Source organism: Microbacterium sp. JAI119 (assembly GCF_013410135.1).
Classification (GTDB): domain Bacteria; phylum Actinomycetota; class Actinomycetes; order Actinomycetales; family Microbacteriaceae; genus Microbacterium; species Microbacterium oxydans.
This window is the reverse complement of sequence record NZ_JACCCK010000001.1, coordinates 1,407,014-1,421,316: the sequence shown is the minus strand read 5'-3', so window position 1 is coordinate 1,421,316 and position 14,303 is coordinate 1,407,014. Positions and strand designations below refer to the sequence as shown.

The 14,303-nt window shown below is 69.5% G+C and carries 16 protein-coding genes; 7 read left to right on the top strand and 9 right to left on the bottom strand.

The window, feature by feature from the left end; translation table 11 throughout:
- Position 1: 1 nt before the first annotated feature.
- Genes HDC31_RS06865 through HDC31_RS06850 form a run of 4 tightly spaced genes read left to right on the top strand, consistent with a single transcriptional unit; the run spans position 2 to position 3,400 of the window.
- Positions 2 to 952, top strand: a complete 951-nt coding sequence (locus HDC31_RS06865) for an ABC transporter permease (RefSeq protein WP_113681581.1) — start codon at positions 2 to 4, stop codon at positions 950 to 952.
- Positions 949 to 1,818, top strand: coding sequence for an ABC transporter permease (locus tag HDC31_RS06860; protein WP_113681582.1), 870 nt, complete (start codon positions 949 to 951; stop codon positions 1,816 to 1,818). Before HDC31_RS06865 ends, HDC31_RS06860 begins: the two co-directional genes overlap by 4 nt.
- A complete protein-coding gene (locus HDC31_RS06855; RefSeq protein WP_113681583.1) occupies positions 1,815 to 2,606 on the top strand; it encodes an ABC transporter ATP-binding protein in 792 nt (263 codons plus the stop codon). Before HDC31_RS06860 ends, HDC31_RS06855 begins: the two co-directional genes overlap by 4 nt.
- The gene (locus HDC31_RS06850) at positions 2,603 to 3,400 is read left to right on the top strand and encodes an ABC transporter ATP-binding protein (RefSeq protein WP_061017283.1); all 798 of its coding nucleotides are present in this window, start codon (positions 2,603 to 2,605) and stop codon (positions 3,398 to 3,400) included. Before HDC31_RS06855 ends, HDC31_RS06850 begins: the two co-directional genes overlap by 4 nt.
- A gap of 35 nt (positions 3,401 to 3,435) precedes the next feature.
- Here the strand turns inward: HDC31_RS06850 and HDC31_RS06845 are convergent, their stop codons facing one another.
- From HDC31_RS06845 to HDC31_RS06835, 3 genes are read right to left on the bottom strand one after another with little or no spacing between them, the layout of a single operon-like run.
- The gene (locus HDC31_RS06845) at positions 3,436 to 4,053 is read right to left on the bottom strand and encodes a GNAT family N-acetyltransferase (protein WP_046749461.1); all 618 of its coding nucleotides are present in this window, start codon (positions 4,051 to 4,053) and stop codon (positions 3,436 to 3,438) included.
- Between the two features lie 4 nt (positions 4,054 to 4,057).
- Positions 4,058 to 4,771 (bottom strand): uracil-DNA glycosylase, encoded by a 714-nt coding sequence (locus HDC31_RS06840; protein WP_046749462.1) that lies wholly within the window; start codon positions 4,769 to 4,771, stop codon positions 4,058 to 4,060.
- A 2-nt stretch (positions 4,772 to 4,773) separates the two neighbouring features.
- On the bottom strand, positions 4,774 to 5,556 hold the full coding sequence (locus tag HDC31_RS06835; protein WP_174799784.1) for an SDR family oxidoreductase: 783 nt from the start codon (positions 5,554 to 5,556) through the stop codon (positions 4,774 to 4,776).
- Positions 5,557 to 5,753: 197 nt separating this feature from the next.
- On the opposite strand from HDC31_RS06835, the gene HDC31_RS06830 reads away from it, so the two are divergent.
- The 3 genes from HDC31_RS06830 (at position 5,754) to HDC31_RS06820 (ending at position 9,403) form a co-directional block, all read left to right on the top strand.
- Positions 5,754 to 7,076: a bifunctional o-acetylhomoserine/o-acetylserine sulfhydrylase gene (locus HDC31_RS06830; protein WP_046749463.1), complete on the top strand. Its 1,323-nt coding sequence runs from the start codon at positions 5,754 to 5,756 to the stop codon at positions 7,074 to 7,076.
- Between the two features lie 124 nt (positions 7,077 to 7,200).
- Positions 7,201 to 8,157 carry an endonuclease/exonuclease/phosphatase family protein gene (locus tag HDC31_RS06825; RefSeq protein ID WP_218867336.1) on the top strand — a complete coding sequence of 319 codons (957 nt, stop codon included), beginning with the start codon at positions 7,201 to 7,203 and terminating at the stop codon, positions 8,155 to 8,157.
- Between the two features lie 40 nt (positions 8,158 to 8,197).
- Positions 8,198 to 9,403, top strand: coding sequence for a homoserine O-acetyltransferase (locus HDC31_RS06820; RefSeq protein WP_113681586.1), 1,206 nt, complete (start codon positions 8,198 to 8,200; stop codon positions 9,401 to 9,403).
- A gap of 9 nt (positions 9,404 to 9,412) precedes the next feature.
- On the opposite strand, the gene HDC31_RS06815 is transcribed toward HDC31_RS06820, so the two are convergent.
- The 6 genes from HDC31_RS06815 to HDC31_RS06790 all read right to left on the bottom strand — a co-directional run bounded on the left by HDC31_RS06815 (position 9,413) and on the right by HDC31_RS06790 (position 14,263).
- Positions 9,413 to 10,021: an NUDIX domain-containing protein gene (locus HDC31_RS06815; RefSeq protein WP_113681587.1), complete on the bottom strand. Its 609-nt coding sequence runs from the start codon at positions 10,019 to 10,021 to the stop codon at positions 9,413 to 9,415.
- 69 nt (positions 10,022 to 10,090) lie between these two features.
- Positions 10,091 to 11,380 carry an MFS transporter gene (locus HDC31_RS06810; RefSeq protein ID WP_058631349.1) on the bottom strand — a complete coding sequence of 430 codons (1,290 nt, stop codon included), beginning with the start codon at positions 11,378 to 11,380 and terminating at the stop codon, positions 10,091 to 10,093.
- Positions 11,377 to 11,844, bottom strand: coding sequence for a GNAT family N-acetyltransferase (locus HDC31_RS06805; RefSeq protein WP_113681588.1), 468 nt, complete (start codon positions 11,842 to 11,844; stop codon positions 11,377 to 11,379). Before HDC31_RS06805 ends, HDC31_RS06810 begins: the two co-directional genes overlap by 4 nt.
- The gene (locus tag HDC31_RS06800; RefSeq protein ID WP_113681589.1) at positions 11,837 to 12,196 is read right to left on the bottom strand and encodes a thiamine-binding protein; all 360 of its coding nucleotides are present in this window, start codon (positions 12,194 to 12,196) and stop codon (positions 11,837 to 11,839) included. The genes HDC31_RS06805 and HDC31_RS06800 overlap by 8 nt, the downstream gene beginning before the upstream one ends.
- 4 nt (positions 12,197 to 12,200) lie before the next feature.
- On the bottom strand, positions 12,201 to 13,433 hold the full coding sequence (locus HDC31_RS06795; RefSeq protein WP_230977869.1) for a hypothetical protein: 1,233 nt from the start codon (positions 13,431 to 13,433) through the stop codon (positions 12,201 to 12,203).
- Positions 13,430 to 14,263, bottom strand: a complete 834-nt coding sequence (locus tag HDC31_RS06790; RefSeq protein ID WP_061017300.1) for an NAD(P)H-hydrate dehydratase — start codon at positions 14,261 to 14,263, stop codon at positions 13,430 to 13,432. Before HDC31_RS06790 ends, HDC31_RS06795 begins: the two co-directional genes overlap by 4 nt.
- Positions 14,264 to 14,303 lie beyond the last annotated feature (40 nt).

Here is a 14,303-nt window from a genome sequence, read left to right as displayed (position 1 = left end):
CGTGATCCGCTATGCGCTCGTCCGGGGAGCCCTGCTCATCGCAGGGCTCCTCGTGTCGAGCGCGCTCATCTTCCTGACGCTGCGCGTCTTCCCCGGCGATGTCGCACAGCTCATCGCCGGCACGCAGGCCTCACCCGCCGAGGTCGAAGCGCTCCGCGAATCCCTCGGCCTGAATCGCCCGCTCCTCGCCCAGTACACCGACTGGATCGGGGGCATCTTCCGCGGCGATCTCGGCACATCGCTGCTGTCCGGCGCCTCCGTCGGCGAAGAGATCCTCCTCAAGGCCCAGGTCACCGTTCCGCTCGGAGCGATGTCGCTCCTGATCGCCGTCGTCATCGCTGTGCCGTTCGGGATCCTCGCCGCCCTTCTTCGCAATCGGCGCGGCGGGACGGCGCTCAGCGTCGGAGCCCAGACGCTCGCCGCCGTCCCCGTCGTCTGGGCCGGCATGATGCTGATCGTCGTGTTCTCGGTATGGCTGGGATGGCTTCCTCCCCAGGGCTTCCCCCGCACCGGCTGGTCCACACCGGGGAAGGCGATCGAGTCGCTGCTGCTCCCCGCGCTCACGATCGGGATCGTCGAGGGGGCGATGCTCATGCGGTTCGTACGCAGCGCGACCCTGCAGGCAGCGGGACATGACTTCGTCCGCACCGCCGCCGCGAAGGGTCTCACCCGTACCCGAGCCCTCATCCAGCACGGCATCCCCGCCGTCGGCCTCTCCATCATCACCGTGCTCGGGCTCCAGGTGGCCGGCATCATCGTCGGGTCCGTCGTGATCGAACAGCTGTTCACCCTGCCGGGGATCGGCCGTATGCTCGTGGCCGATGTCGGCACGCGCGATCTGATCAAGGTGCAGAGCGAACTCCTCGTCCTCACCGGATTCGTCTTGGTCGTCGGTTTCCTGGTCGACCTCCTGCACCGCGCGATCGATCCTCGTCAGCGGGAGTCCGCATGAATCCGCGCTGGCTCTCCCGCCTCTGGGACACCTCCACAGGACGCTTCGGCATCGTCGTCGTCCTGGTGATCGTCATGACCGCGCTGATCTCGCTCCTCTGGACGCCGTTCGATCCGCAGGCCTCGGACATCGGCGATCGGTGGCTGCCGCCGAGCTGGCCCCACGTCCTCGGCACCGACGACACCGGACGCGACATCCTGAGTCTGCTGATGGCTGGTGCCCGCACGACGGTGTTCGTGAGCGTGGGGGCCGGCATCATCGCCACGGCTGTGGGGATCGCCCTGGCCGCACTCGGAGCGCTCACCGCACGGTGGATGCGGGAGACCGTCGCCGTGCTCGTCGACATCCTGATCGCCTTCCCTGTGCTGTTGATCGCGATGATGATCTCCTCTGTCTGGGGCGGTTCGCTCTGGGTCGTGATCTGGGCGGTCGGCATCGGCTTCGGCGTCAACATCGCGAGGGTCACGCGTCCGGAGCTGCGCCGCGTGCAGCAGAGCGACTTCGTCCTCGCCGCCAGAGCCGCAGGACTCACCCCCGCGCAGAGCCTGGTGCGCCACCTGCTGCCGAACGTGGCACCCGTCTTCATCGTGCAGCTGTCCTGGTCGATGGCCGTCGCCGTCCTCGCGGAGGCCGGCCTGTCGTACCTGGGTTTCGGCGCCTCCGTGGTCGATCCGAGCTGGGGCCTGCTGCTCGCCGACCTCCAGCGCTACATCGGGGTGCATCCGCTGTCGGTCATCTGGCCGGGACTCGCCATCACGATCACGGTGCTCGCGCTGAACCTGCTGGGTGACGGTCTGCGCGAGGCGACGGATCCGACGCTGCGGCACCGCTCCGCCGAGATCCACACTCCGGGGGTGGTCGCATGAGCCTGTCGGTGCAGGACCTCGTGATCGAGATCGACGGTCGGCCGGTGGTCGACGGCGTCTCCTTCGAGGTCGCAGACGGAGCGAGGCTCGGGCTGATCGGGGAATCCGGCTCGGGGAAGTCGCTCACCGCCCTCGCGGTGCTGGGACTGCTCCCCGACGGTGCGACCGCCAGGGGAAGCATCCGCTGGAAAGGGATCGAACTGATCGGGATGCCGGACCGCGAGCTCGCGCGCCTCCGAGGAGACGACATCGGCATCGTGTTCCAGGAGCCCCGCACCGCGCTCAACCCGATCAGGACCGTCGGACGCCAGATCGCGGAATCGATCCGCATCCACGAAGGACTCGGACGCCGCGCGGCGCGAGAACGGGCGATCGCGGAAGCGGCTCGGGTGCGGCTGCCCGACCCGGAGTCGATCGTCGACCGCTACCCGCACCAGCTCTCCGGCGGTCAGAGGCAGCGCGTCGCGATCGCGATGGCTCTCGCCTGTCGTCCGCGTCTGCTCATCGCAGACGAGCCGACCACGGCATTGGATGTCACGATCCAGGCGGAGATCCTCTCCCTGCTGCTGACGCTCGTCGCGGACGAGGGCATGTCGCTGGTCTTCATCACCCACGATCTCGCCGTGCTCGCCCAGGTCGCGACCGAGGGTGTCGTGCTCGAACACGGCAAGGTCGTCGAAGCCGCACCGGTCTCCACCCTTCTGTCGAGTCCCGCTTCGCCGATCACGCAGGGACTGCTGCGTGATGCGACGGCCACGCTCTGGCGTCCGGACGGGGGCACCGCATGAGCCTGATCGAAGCACGAGGCCTCGGCCGGGACTTCTTCGCACCGAAGCGCTCCGCGTTCGAGCGTGCCCGAACCGTGACCGCCCTGGCCCCGACCGACCTCGACATCGTCGAGGGGTCAGCGGTCGGCATCATCGGCGAGTCGGGATCGGGCAAGTCCACCTTGGTGCGACTGCTGCTGGGACTCGACCGCCCGACATCCGGCTCTGTGACGGTCGACGGACGTGCCGTGGACGCATCCGCTCCCGCGAAGTCCCTGCACTGGCTGCGGCGGGAGACGGGATTGGTCTTCCAGGATCCCTACGCGTCCCTGGACCCGCGCATGACGGCAGGCCAGATCGTCCGCGAACCGCTGTGGGCGCTCGGCGTCGAAGGCGACCACCGCGCGCGCGTCCGCGAGGTACTGGCCCAGGTGGGCCTCGAGCCCGACATGGCAGACCGGTATCCCCACGAGTTCTCCGGCGGGCAGCGTCAACGGATCGCGCTCGCGAGGGCGATCGTCCACGGTCCGCGGGTCCTGGTCGGCGACGAACCCCTGTCCGCCCTGGACGTCACCGTGCGCGCGCAGATCCTCGAGCTGCTGATCGAGCTGCGACGCACGGGCAACCTCACACTCGTGCTCGTGTCTCACGACATCGGCGTGGTGCAGAACCTCTGCGACACGGTCGTCGTGATGAAGGACGGGCGCGTCGTCGAACGGGGCGCGACGAGCGATGTGCTCCTGCACCCCACGCAGGACTACACCAGGAGGCTGCTCGCGGCGATCCCCGTCATCCCCACCCCGCCGGGCGGTTGAGCGGACGAGGTGAACGGGGTGCGCCCCTCCGGGCATCAGCGTCGCGCGCCGAACAGCTTTCCTCGTCGCCGCCCCGTCGGCGTGAGCACACGACGCATGTACACGGTGCCGAGGTCCCTGCCGAACTTGTAGCCGACCCGCCCCATCCGTCCGGCCTCGACGAAGCCGAGCTTCTCGTGCAGTCGGATCGACGCCTCGGCGCCATGATCGCTGATGACCGCGACCATCTCGCGCAGACCGATCTGCTCGCAGGCGTCGATGAGTGCTTGCAGCAGTGCCGCGCCGAGCCCCTTGCCCCCGGCTCCCGGACCGAGGTAGATCGAGTCCTCGACCGTGTACTTGTAGGCGTTCTTCCCCGCCCAGGGCTGCGCCAGCGCGTAGCCCATCACTTCGCCGCCCGGGGACACCGCCACGAGGAACGGCAGCTGCAGCCTGGTCAGCAGCGCGTACTTCTCACGCCAGTAGGGGATGCTGCTGCGGCGCTCGTCGAGGGTCACGGCCGAGTTGCTCACGAAGTGGTTGTATATCTCACGCACGTGCGGCAGATCCGCCGGGCGGACCGGGCGGATCGCATAGGAGAAGACCTCGGGGGCCGGGGCAGGTCGGAGATGGCGCGGGAGAACGCGGCGACGGTCCCCCGGCTCGAATTGCATGCGCTCAGCTTAGGGAGAGAGGGCCTTCGCCATCCACTCGCCAGTCCACCGCCGCCGCACCCTGCTCCTCGAGAAGGGTGTTGGCACGGGAGAACGGTCGCGACCCGAAGAAGCCACGGCTGGCGGAGAGGGGCGAGGGGTGTGCGGAAGAGATCACCGGCGTCTCGCCCAGGAGAGGCTGCAGGTTCGCCGCGTCCCTGCCCCACAGGATCGCGACGAGCGGCTGATCGCGGGCGACGAGGGTGCGGATGGCCAGCTCGGTGACCTTCTCCCACCCCCAGCCTCGATGCGACGCCGCCGCGCCGGGGCGCACGGTGAGCACCCGGTTGAGCAGGAGGACGCCCTGATCGCTCCACGCGGTGAGGTCTCCGTGCGGTGCCGGTGGAATCCCGAGATCGCTCTGCCGCTCCTTGTAGATGTTCGCAAGGCTGCGGGGCAGGGGGCGCACGTCGCGATCCACGGCGAACGACAACCCGATGGGGTGCCCCGGAGTGGGGTACGGATCCTGTCCTGTGATGAGCACCCGCACGTCCGACAGGGGCCGCTGGAACGCTCGGAGCACATTCCCACCCGCCGGGAGGTAGCCGTGCCCTGCCTGCTGCTCGGCACGGAGGCGCTCACCCAGCGCGGTGATCGTGTCCTGCACCGGGGCCAGCGCCTCGGCCCATCCCTCATCGATCCGCCCCTCGGCGGCGAGCTCCGCGAGAGTCTGCGCCATCGTCAATCGGCCGATCGCACGCGCAGCGGCCCGCGGGCGAGCAGGTGCTGTGCGGACTGCGCGACCGGACGCATCGTGATCAGGTCGAGATTCACGTGGCCGGGAGACTCCAGGGCGTAGGCGATCACGTCGGCGACGTCATCGGCCACGAGCGGGGCTTCGACACCGGCGTACACCGCCTCCGCAGCCACGGGGTCACCGCCGAGCCGATTGAGCGTGAACTCCTCGGTGTGCACCATTCCCGGAGCCACCTCGACCACACGGATGGGCTCGCCGTTGAGCTCCTGCCGGAGCACCTTCACCAGCATCCCCTCCGCAGCCTTCGCCGCGTTGTAGCCCGCACCTCCGGCATACGCGGTCTGCGCGGCAGTGGACGTCACGAAGAGCGCATCCGCGTGGCCGTCCGCGGCAGCCGCACGGCGCAGCAGCGGAAGCAGGCCCGCGACGAGACGCTGACTCGCCAGGACGTTGGCGTCGAACATCCACTGCCAGTCCTCGACGGACGCGTCCTCGATGCGATCGGTGCCACGGGCGCCACCGGCGACCTGGACGAGAGCGTGGACCGGGCCGGATCGCTCGATCTCGCCCACGAGCGCCTCGACGGCGGACGAATCGGTCAGGTCGCAGGCGATGGCCGAAGCCCCGGTCTCCGCGGCGAGCGCGGCCAGTCGATCCGCGCGGCGTGCCACACCGACGACGTCCCATCCCCTGGCACGGAGCGCACGCACCGTCGCTGCGCCGATGCCCGAACTCGCACCTGTCACCACTGCTCGTCTGTTCACCATGCCTCCACCGTACGGCGTTCTCCCCCGATTGCGAGCTCCCCCCACGGCGCTGTCGTGGAACCCTCCCGCCGCGTGATTCCGGGGCTCCCCTCTGTTACGTCACATTTCCCACCTGTTGTTGACAAGCGCCGATATTCCGTACTGTCGCTGCAACGGCATCCGCCATCCGACCTTCCGACCACTTCTGGGGGAATCACATGTCCGCACCCGAGTCCTGGCGCTTCGAGACCAAGCAGATCCACTCCGGCGCTGCCCCCGACCCGGTCACCAAGGCGCGTGCCACGCCGATCTACCAGACCACCTCGTACGTGTTCGACAGCGCCGACCACGCGGCCAACCTCTTCGCGCTGGCGGAGTTCGGCAACATCTACACCCGTATCCAGAACCCGACGCAGGACGTGCTCGAGCAGCGTCTCGCCGCGCTCGAGGGCGGCACCGGGGCGCTCGTCCTCGCGAGCGGCCAGGCGGCATCGACCTTCGCGATCCTCAACATCGCCCAGGCCGGCGACCACTTCGTGGCGTCGAGCTCGATCTACGGCGGAACCTACAACCTCTTCAAGTACACGCTGGCGAAGCTCGGCATCGAGGTCACCTTCGTCGAGAACCAGGACGACGCCGAGGAGTGGCGCCGCGCCGTCCGTCCGAACACGAAGCTGTTCTTCGCGGAGACGATCGGCAACCCGCAGATCAACATCCTCGACATCCGCACCGTCGCCGACATCGCGCACGAGAACGGCGTCCCTCTGATCGTCGACAACACGATCGCCACCCCGTACCTGATCCGCCCGTTCGAGCACGGCGCCGACATCGTCGTCCACTCGGTCACCAAGTTCCTCGGCGGACACGGCACGACCATCGGCGGCGTCATCATCGACGGCGGCAAGTTCGAGTGGTCGAAGCACGTCGACACCTTCCCCGGCCTCACGGTGCCCGACCCGTCGTACCACGGCGCCAGCTACACGGCTGCTGTGGGCGACCCGCTCGCGTACATCATCAAGGCGCGAGTGCAGCTGCTGCGCGACCTGGGATCGGCGATCGCGCCGCAGAGCGCCTGGAACCTCATCCAGGGCGTCGAGACCCTTTCGCTGCGCATCGAGCGGCACGTGCAGAACGCGCAGGAGATCGCCGAGTGGCTCGACAGCCGCGACGACGTCGCGACCGTCAACTACTCGGGCCTGCCTTCGTCGCCGTGGTACGCCAAGGCGAACGAGTACGCCCCCAAGGGCGTCGGAGCCGTGCTGTCGTTCGAGCTGAAGGGCGGCGTCGAGGCCGGTCGCGAGTTCGTCAACAGCCTGTCGCTGTTCAGCCACCTCGCCAACATCGGCGACGTGCGCTCGCTCGTCATCCACCCGGCGTCCACCACGCACGCGCAGCTGACGCCCGAGCAGCAGCTGACCGCCGGCGTGACTCCCGGTCTGGTCCGGCTCTCCGTCGGCATCGAGAACGTCGATGACCTCAAGGCCGACCTCGAGCAGGCCCTCGCCGCAGCACGTGCCGTCTCGGAGGCCGCCCGCGCCTGATCCCCGCACCACGTCGATGCCCCGGAGCCCTGCGTTCCGGGGCATCGACGTGTGACGGCGACGGCCTCACCCGGCCGACCCACAGGCGGTTCCGTCGAGAATGGGACTCCGCCCCGAGGAGACCATGATCGACGCTCAGCACCCCCCGCACCGCACGCGGCGGTCACGGACCGTCGCCCGGTGGCTCGCCGTGACCGGTGTCCTCCTGGCGCTCGTCGTCGCCTGCGGCTGGATCCCGGGGCTCGTCGGCACCGCGGTCTCGGCTGTCCTCCCGTGGCTGGGGATCATCCTCGTCGCACTGGTGCTGGTCGCCCTCCTGCGTGCGCCGCGAGTTCTCGTCCTGATCCTGGTTCCCGCACTCCTGTGGGCCCTCGCGATGATGCCGGCGTTCCCCGGCCTCCCCGGCGGGGCGGACGTGGAGTCGGCTGCCGCATCCGAGCTGACCGTCGTGAGTCAGAACGTGCGAGCGCGCTCCGGTGGAGCCGCATCCTCCGCCTCCGAGCTGGCGCAGAGCGGTGCCGACGTGATCGCCCTCGTCGAGCTCGACGGAGACAGCCTCTCCGCCGCGCAGGACACCCTCACAGCGGAGTACCCGCACTCCTACACCGTCGGGACGGTGGGCGTCTGGAGCAGGTATCCCCTCGCTGATGCCGAGCCCCTCACACTCGGACTCAGCTGGAAGCGCGCGCTTCGCGTCGAGGTGCAGGCCCCGTCCGCTCCCGTCGCCGTCTATGTGCTGCACGCGGCATCGGTACGGCCAGGGCACCAACAGGACCGTGACACCATGCTGGGCGGCATCGCGGAAGAGGTGGCGTCCGACCCGGCGGAGTCGCTGATCGTCGTCGGCGACTTCAACGCACCGTCGACCGATCCGAGTCTGACCGCCCTGCGCGCGGAGACCGACTGGGTGCGCCCGACCGACGGAAGCCTGGGCTTCACATGGCCCACGGCCTTCCCACTCGTCCGCATCGACCAGGTGTTCGTACGCGGACTCGACGTCGTCACCTCTGGCACCATGCGCGCAGGCAACAGCGACCATCTGGCGACCGTCACCCGAGCCCGATCCGCGATCACTCCGTAACCTGCCACCGAGGGGTGCCCTGCCAGGCGAGAATGGAAGCATGGATTGGCAGACGACCTCCGAGGACACGGTGCCCTCTGCACCCGTGACGGAGGCCGATGTCAGGCTGCTCCGCGCCCGTCCGCCGGCGACCGGCGCCTGGCGGGACGGCGACCCCGTGGGGGGTCGTCGCTTCGCCGCCTTCGGACCGTTCGCGACCGAGAGCGGTGCAGAGCTCCCCGGCATCCGCATCGCCTACGAGTCCTGGGGCGAGCTGAACGCGGCACGGGACAATGCCGTCCTGGTGCTGCACGCGCTCACCGGCGACAGTCACGTGCGCGGAGCCGCGGGCGCCGGCCACCCCACCGCGGGCTGGTGGGAGGACATCACTGGTCCTGGCGCTCCGCTCGACACGGACCGCTGGTTCGTGATCGCCCCGAACATGCTGGGAGGATGCCAGGGATCGACGGGACCTGCGAGCATCGCCGCGGACGGCTACGAATGGGCGTCGCGCTTCCCCTACCTGACCATCCGCGACCAGGTCGCCGCCCAGGTGCGCCTCGCCGATGCTCTCGGCATCGACAGCTGGGCCGCGGTCATCGGCGGCTCCATGGGAGGGATGCACGCGCTGGAATGGGCGGCCACGCACCCCGAGCGTGTGCAGCGCCTCGCCGTGCTCTCCTCTCCCCCGGTGACCACCGCCGACCAGATCGCGCTCAACACCGTGCAGTTGGAGACCATCCGCATGGACCCGCGCTTCCAGGGCGGCGAGTACTACGACCTCGCGGACGGCGACGGTCCGCACCGGGGGCTCGCCCTCGCCCGACGCATGGCTCTGCTGAACTACCGCAGCCCGATCGAGCTGAATCAGCGGTTCCAGCGCTCCTGGCAGTCCGACGTGTCACCGCTCGGTCACGGCGGACGCTTCGCGGTGGAGTCGTACCTCGACTTCCATGGCAACAAGTTCACACGCCGATTCGACGCGAACAGCTACATCACCCTGGTCGAGGCCATGAACTCGCACGACGTCGGCCGCGGTCGAGGAGGCGTCGAAGAGGCGCTGCATGCCGTCACCGCGACCACGTTGGTGCTCGGGATCGACAGCGACCGGCTCTTCCCTGTCGACGGACAGCAGCGCATCGCCCGCAGCATCCCGAACGTCATCGACGACGAGGCCGTGGTCATCGCCAGCGACTTCGGACACGACGGCTTCCTCATCGAGACCGAGGCGGTCGGCTCGAATCTGCGGCGCCTGCTCGAGAGCTGACCCCTCCGCTCAGCTCGGTTCGAACCGCCAGGGCAGCGAACCCGCCTCGAGACGCCCCTGCTCCCAGGCGAAACCCCGACCGGCATCGGAGTCGAGCACCCGCGTCTGGAACAGCTGGGCCGAGCCGCCCGAGGAGAGTGCCGAGGACACATCGCCGAACGCCGAGAGCTGATGCAGTGTGATCCAGGTGGGCGGGTACAGGCTCCACGTCCCGGACGCATGGCGCGCGAGCGCCTCAGCCGGGCGCACCCACGCGATCTCCTCGACCTCGTCGGCGGAGGGCGCGGCCTCCCCGGTCGGTGCGTGAGCGAGGAAGAACCAGGTCCGGATGCGCGTCGGTGCCTCCGGCGGCGGCTGCCACTCCGACAGCACGATGAGATCCTCGACCGTGAGGCCGACCTCCTCGGCGGTCTCCCTGATGGCGGCGTGCCGCGCATCGTCGATGTCGCCACCCCCGCGGATGTCACCGGGCTCGACCTTGCCCCCGGGGAAGACCCACGCTCCCGCGAACGAGCCGCGATCGGGCCGCCGCATCAGGAGCACCTCGAACCCCGCATCCGACGCCCGCAGCAGGACAACGGTCCCGGCCACGGGCAGAGTCGTCTCGGGAGCACTCACCCCGTCACTCTACGGTGCGGTCGTCTACGGTGCGGTCGTCTACGGTGCGGTCGTCTACGGTGCGGTCGTCTACGGTGCGGTCGAGGTCGGTGCTGTCGATGTCGAGACGACCGATGCCGATCCGGCCGATACCGCTGTGACGAGCTCCACCGGCGCGGGACGACGCCCTTCGACGCGATAGGACAGCAGGGCGATCAGCAGACCCGCCACGGCGAGCGCGGCCCCTGTCCACGCCGGTGCCGTGAAGCCCCAGCCTGCGGCGATCACGACGCCGCCGAGGAAGGCACCCAGACTGTTGCCGATGTTGAGCGCGGAGTGGTTCATGGCTGCCGCGATCGACTGGTTGTCACCGGCCACATCCATGAGGCGGGTCTGGATCGTCGGGCTCAGCACCGACGAGACGAAACCGACCACGAGCACCACGACCGCCAGGCTGACGATCCAGAACGACAGGAAGGCGAGCAGCGCGAAGACGAGAGCCATGGCGGCGAGACCGAAGAGCAGCGTGCGACGCAGATCGATGTCGGCGAGATGACCACCGACCAGGTTTCCCGCCGTCATCCCGAGCCCCATCAGCACGAGCACGATCGGCACGACCCACTCCGGCGAACCGGACACCTCTGTCACCAGGGGCGCGATGTAGCTGTAGACGGCGAAGAACCCGCCGAACCCGATCGCGCCGACACCCAACGTGAACCACACCTGCGGGATCCGGAACACCCGCAGCTCCTGCCGCATCGTGCGCCCTGGATCCCCCGGATGCTCCGGCACGAACAGCGCGATGCAGACAGTGGCGAGCGCGAACACGATGGCGACGACGGCGAAGGCCGAGCGCCACCCCCACTGCTGTCCGAGGAAGGTGCCCAGCGGCACGCCGACGACGTTCGCGACCGTGAGGCCGGTGAGGATGAAGGCCACGCCCTTGGCACGGTTGCCCGGCCCCATCACCTCGGCCGCCACGAGTGCACCGATGCCGAAGTACGCACCGTGCGGGAGACCGGCGAGGAAGCGGGACGCGGCGACGAGCTCGAACGTGGGCAGCACCACGGTGAGGGCGTTGAACACCGTCAGCGCGAGAGCCAGCACGATCATCACCCGATGCCGTGGATATCGCGCGACGAAACCGGCGATGGTCGGGGCGCCGACCACCACACCCAGCGCGTACAGCGAGATCAGCCACCCCGCTTGGCTCAGCGCATCTTCCGGGCTGGTCGCCCAGAGCGAAGGGAGCAGGTCGGCGGCGATGTTGGGAAGCAGGCCCATGACCACGAACTCGGTCATGCCGATTCCGAAGCTGCCTATGGCGAGAGAGAGGAGCGCCCACTTCGCCGCACCCCTCGATTCAGTCGAGGGATTCACCGGAACAGCCTACCGGCCCTCGGACGATCGAGCGTCATGAACACATCCACGTCGTCCTCGGAATCGACGACGAACCCGTGGCGCTCGTACAGGCCTCGGGCCGGGCTGCCCCTGAGCACGTTGAGGCGGTACCGGCCGGCACCGTCGAGCACCGTCGTGAGCACGCGGCCCCCGACCCCGCGACCCTGGTGCGAGGGAGAGATGTAGAAGTGCTCCAGCCATAGCGAATCGCCGTCTCGGCGGAGGGCGACAGAGCCGACGTCGACGGCATCCACGACGATGATCCGCGTCTGCGCAGGCTCGAACGCGTCGCGGAAGCGCTGCCGGACACGGACCTCGTCATAACGTCCGAGTCGCTCCAGGTCGACTCTGAGCACGTCGGCCCGGAGCTCCGCGATCCACTCGGCGTCCTCGGCGAGCGCCGGTCGAAGAGCGATCGACGTCGCCGGGACGACGTCAGTCATCCGCGCGCGCAGAGCCCGCCTCTTCCGAGCCCGCCTCTGTGAGAGCAGCCTCGAGGCGTTCGATCTTCGCGTCGAGCTCTCCGGAGTACCCGGGCCGGATATCGGCCTTCAACACGAGCGAGACCCGCGATCCGAACGGCATGACGGCCTCGGTCGCACGCTTCACGACGCCCATGACGGTGTCCCAGTCCGGGCCCTCGATCTCGGTGAACATGCTGGTGGTGCGGTGCGCCAGGCCCGATTCCCGCACCACGCGCACGGCAGCGGCCACGGCGTCGTGCACCGATGCATCGGTGCGCTCGGCACCCTCGGCCGGGGTACCGCTCGGGGCGACGGAGAAGGCGATCAACATGGGTTCACTCCAGGGTTTTCGGTTGGCGGACGGGTACGCGAAGCAGAGCACGGATGCCCAGCACGAGCAGGACGATGAGAAGGACGTTCCGCACCGTGAGGACGGCGACGGAGAGGGTATCGGCTCGCAGCAGCGCGTCGTAGCCGATCGGGTAGACGAGGCAGGTGAGCAGACAGAGGGCGAGGACGACGACGGCGGGGACGCGCGCCCTGACGCGGTCGAGCACGAGCCACAGGATCATCGGCGCGATCAGCCAGGTCTGGAACTGCGGGGAGCCCACCTTGTTCGTGACGATCAGCAGCGTCACGAGCGCGAGGGCGAGCGGAGGGAACAGCCGGGTGAAGCGCGCACCGCGGATCGCCTTGAGCGCGCCGACGGCTGCGACCGCGAGCACGCACACCGCCATCAGGGGCGTGAGCACGGCCGCGACGGCATCGACGCCCGGTGCCGTGATCTGGAAGGTCAGGATCTCGAAGCTGTACTCGATGCGGGCGGCCCCGGTGACGGCGAGCCACAGGAACGGCGTGGCGGCGACCGCTTCGATCTGCAGTCCCCGTCCCGTCTGCTCCGTCAGGAAGCCGAGGATCTCGGAATCCGCTCCGAGCACGAGCAGCGCTGCGACGACTCCGGCCGTGACGGCCAGCGCGGCGAACAGCACCCGCATGCGCGCCCTGAGCGCGATCACGGCGGCGAGCACGAGCGCGCCCGGCCAGATCTTGATCCAGGCGCCGACCGTGAGGAGGGCAGCACCGACGACCGGCCGACTCACGAGCCAGAGCCCGCCGATCACGGCGATCGGCACCGTGATCGCATCGATCCGATAGAGCGCGATCGGTCCGAGGAGGAGCAGCGCCGCGCACCAGAACCAGGCGGCCACGCGGCGCGGGCGCGACGGCGAGCGGCCGATCAGCACTCCGAACGCCACCGCATCGAGGATCACGACGAGGGCAGCCCACCCGATCAGGTACGCACCGGAGACCCCGAGCAGCGGCACGAGCGGCGCCGCGAGCATCTTGGCCACGAGCATCGGCACGAGCGCGAGCTGCGGGTACACCCAGGTCTCGGTGACGCCGACGATCGGGCCCCCGTCGAGGGCTGACGAAGCCCAGGGCTCGTAGACGAGGACCACATCGCCCATGGGCTGACTGGGATAGACCCAGCCCGCCCATGCCGTGAGCAGGTGGGCGAGGAGGAAGGCGACCCACAGCACGGCCACCCCGGTCGGCGGGCGATTCACGCGAGGACGTCCGCGATCGCCTGCGGCAGCGCCGCAGCGACGTCCATGGCGACGATCGGATGCCCCGTCCCGCCGTCGCTCATCCCCGCGGCCACTCGGCCCGCCTGTCCGTGTATCCACGCCCCGGCGGCGGCGACCTCGGCGATCGGGCGGCCCTGGTTCGCTGCGAGCACGGCACCCAGCACCCCGGCGAGCACATCCCCTGTCCCTGCGGTCGCCAGCCACCCTGTACCCGCGTCGACGGCGATGACGCCGCCGTCAGGAGACGCGATCAGCGTGCGAGCTCCCTTGAGCAGCACGGTGCCTCCGACCCGGTCCGCCGTCCTCCTGGCCGCCGACGCGCGATCCTCTTCGGACGTGGAGATGCCGAGCTGCTCCTGCAGCCGGGCGAACTCCCGCGCGTGAGGGGTCACCAGGAAAGGAGCGCGCGCCTTCCCGGCGAGATCGAGTGCGCCCGCGTCGATCACCACGGCTGCATCGCCGGCGACGATCGCCTCGAGGGCGGCCTGCTCCGCGTCGTCCCGGTCGGTGGGGTCCGTGCCGGAACCGATCACCCAGGCGTCGATCCGCGACCGGCCGACATCCGCCCCCGCCACCGTCTCCGGACGTCGGGCGAGAACAGCATCTGCCACCCGCTCCGCGCCCACGTACCGGACGAATCCGGCGCCCGTGCGCCACGCGGCCTCCACCCCGAGCACTGCGGCACCCGGATATGCGGGCGACCCGGTGCGAAGCGCCACCACACCACGGGCGTACTTGTCGTCGTCGGCTGTGGGAACACGGAACAACCGCGCCGTGTCATCTCGCGTCCACTCGCGCACCTCGACCATGACTCCACGTTAGTGCGACGGCCCTCGGGTCGCCTGCGCG

Bases quoted from the DNA above. Each gene is read 5' to 3' on its own strand.
- HDC31_RS06860 (WP_113681582.1), top strand. From the start codon at position 949: ATGAATCCGCGCTGGCTCTCCCGCCTCTGGGACACCTCCACAGGACGC.
- HDC31_RS06855 (WP_113681583.1), top strand. From the start codon at position 1,815: ATGAGCCTGTCGGTGCAGGACCTCGTGATCGAGATCGACGGTCGGCCG.
- HDC31_RS06850 (WP_061017283.1), top strand. From the start codon at position 2,603: ATGAGCCTGATCGAAGCACGAGGCCTCGGCCGGGACTTCTTCGCACCG.
- HDC31_RS06845 (WP_046749461.1), bottom strand. From the start codon at position 4,053: ATGCAATTCGAGCCGGGGGACCGTCGCCGCGTTCTCCCGCGCCATCTC.
- HDC31_RS06840 (WP_046749462.1), bottom strand. From the start codon at position 4,771: ATGGCGCAGACTCTCGCGGAGCTCGCCGCCGAGGGGCGGATCGATGAG.
- HDC31_RS06835 (WP_174799784.1), bottom strand. From the start codon at position 5,556: ATGGTGAACAGACGAGCAGTGGTGACAGGTGCGAGTTCGGGCATCGGC.
- HDC31_RS06830 (WP_046749463.1), top strand. From the start codon at position 5,754: ATGTCCGCACCCGAGTCCTGGCGCTTCGAGACCAAGCAGATCCACTCC.
- HDC31_RS06825 (WP_218867336.1), top strand. From the start codon at position 7,201: ATGATCGACGCTCAGCACCCCCCGCACCGCACGCGGCGGTCACGGACC.
- HDC31_RS06820 (WP_113681586.1), top strand. From the start codon at position 8,198: ATGGATTGGCAGACGACCTCCGAGGACACGGTGCCCTCTGCACCCGTG.
- HDC31_RS06805 (WP_113681588.1), bottom strand. From the start codon at position 11,844: ATGACTGACGTCGTCCCGGCGACGTCGATCGCTCTTCGACCGGCGCTC.
- HDC31_RS06800 (WP_113681589.1), bottom strand. From the start codon at position 12,196: ATGTTGATCGCCTTCTCCGTCGCCCCGAGCGGTACCCCGGCCGAGGGT.
- HDC31_RS06790 (WP_061017300.1), bottom strand. From the start codon at position 14,263: ATGGTCGAGGTGCGCGAGTGGACGCGAGATGACACGGCGCGGTTGTTC.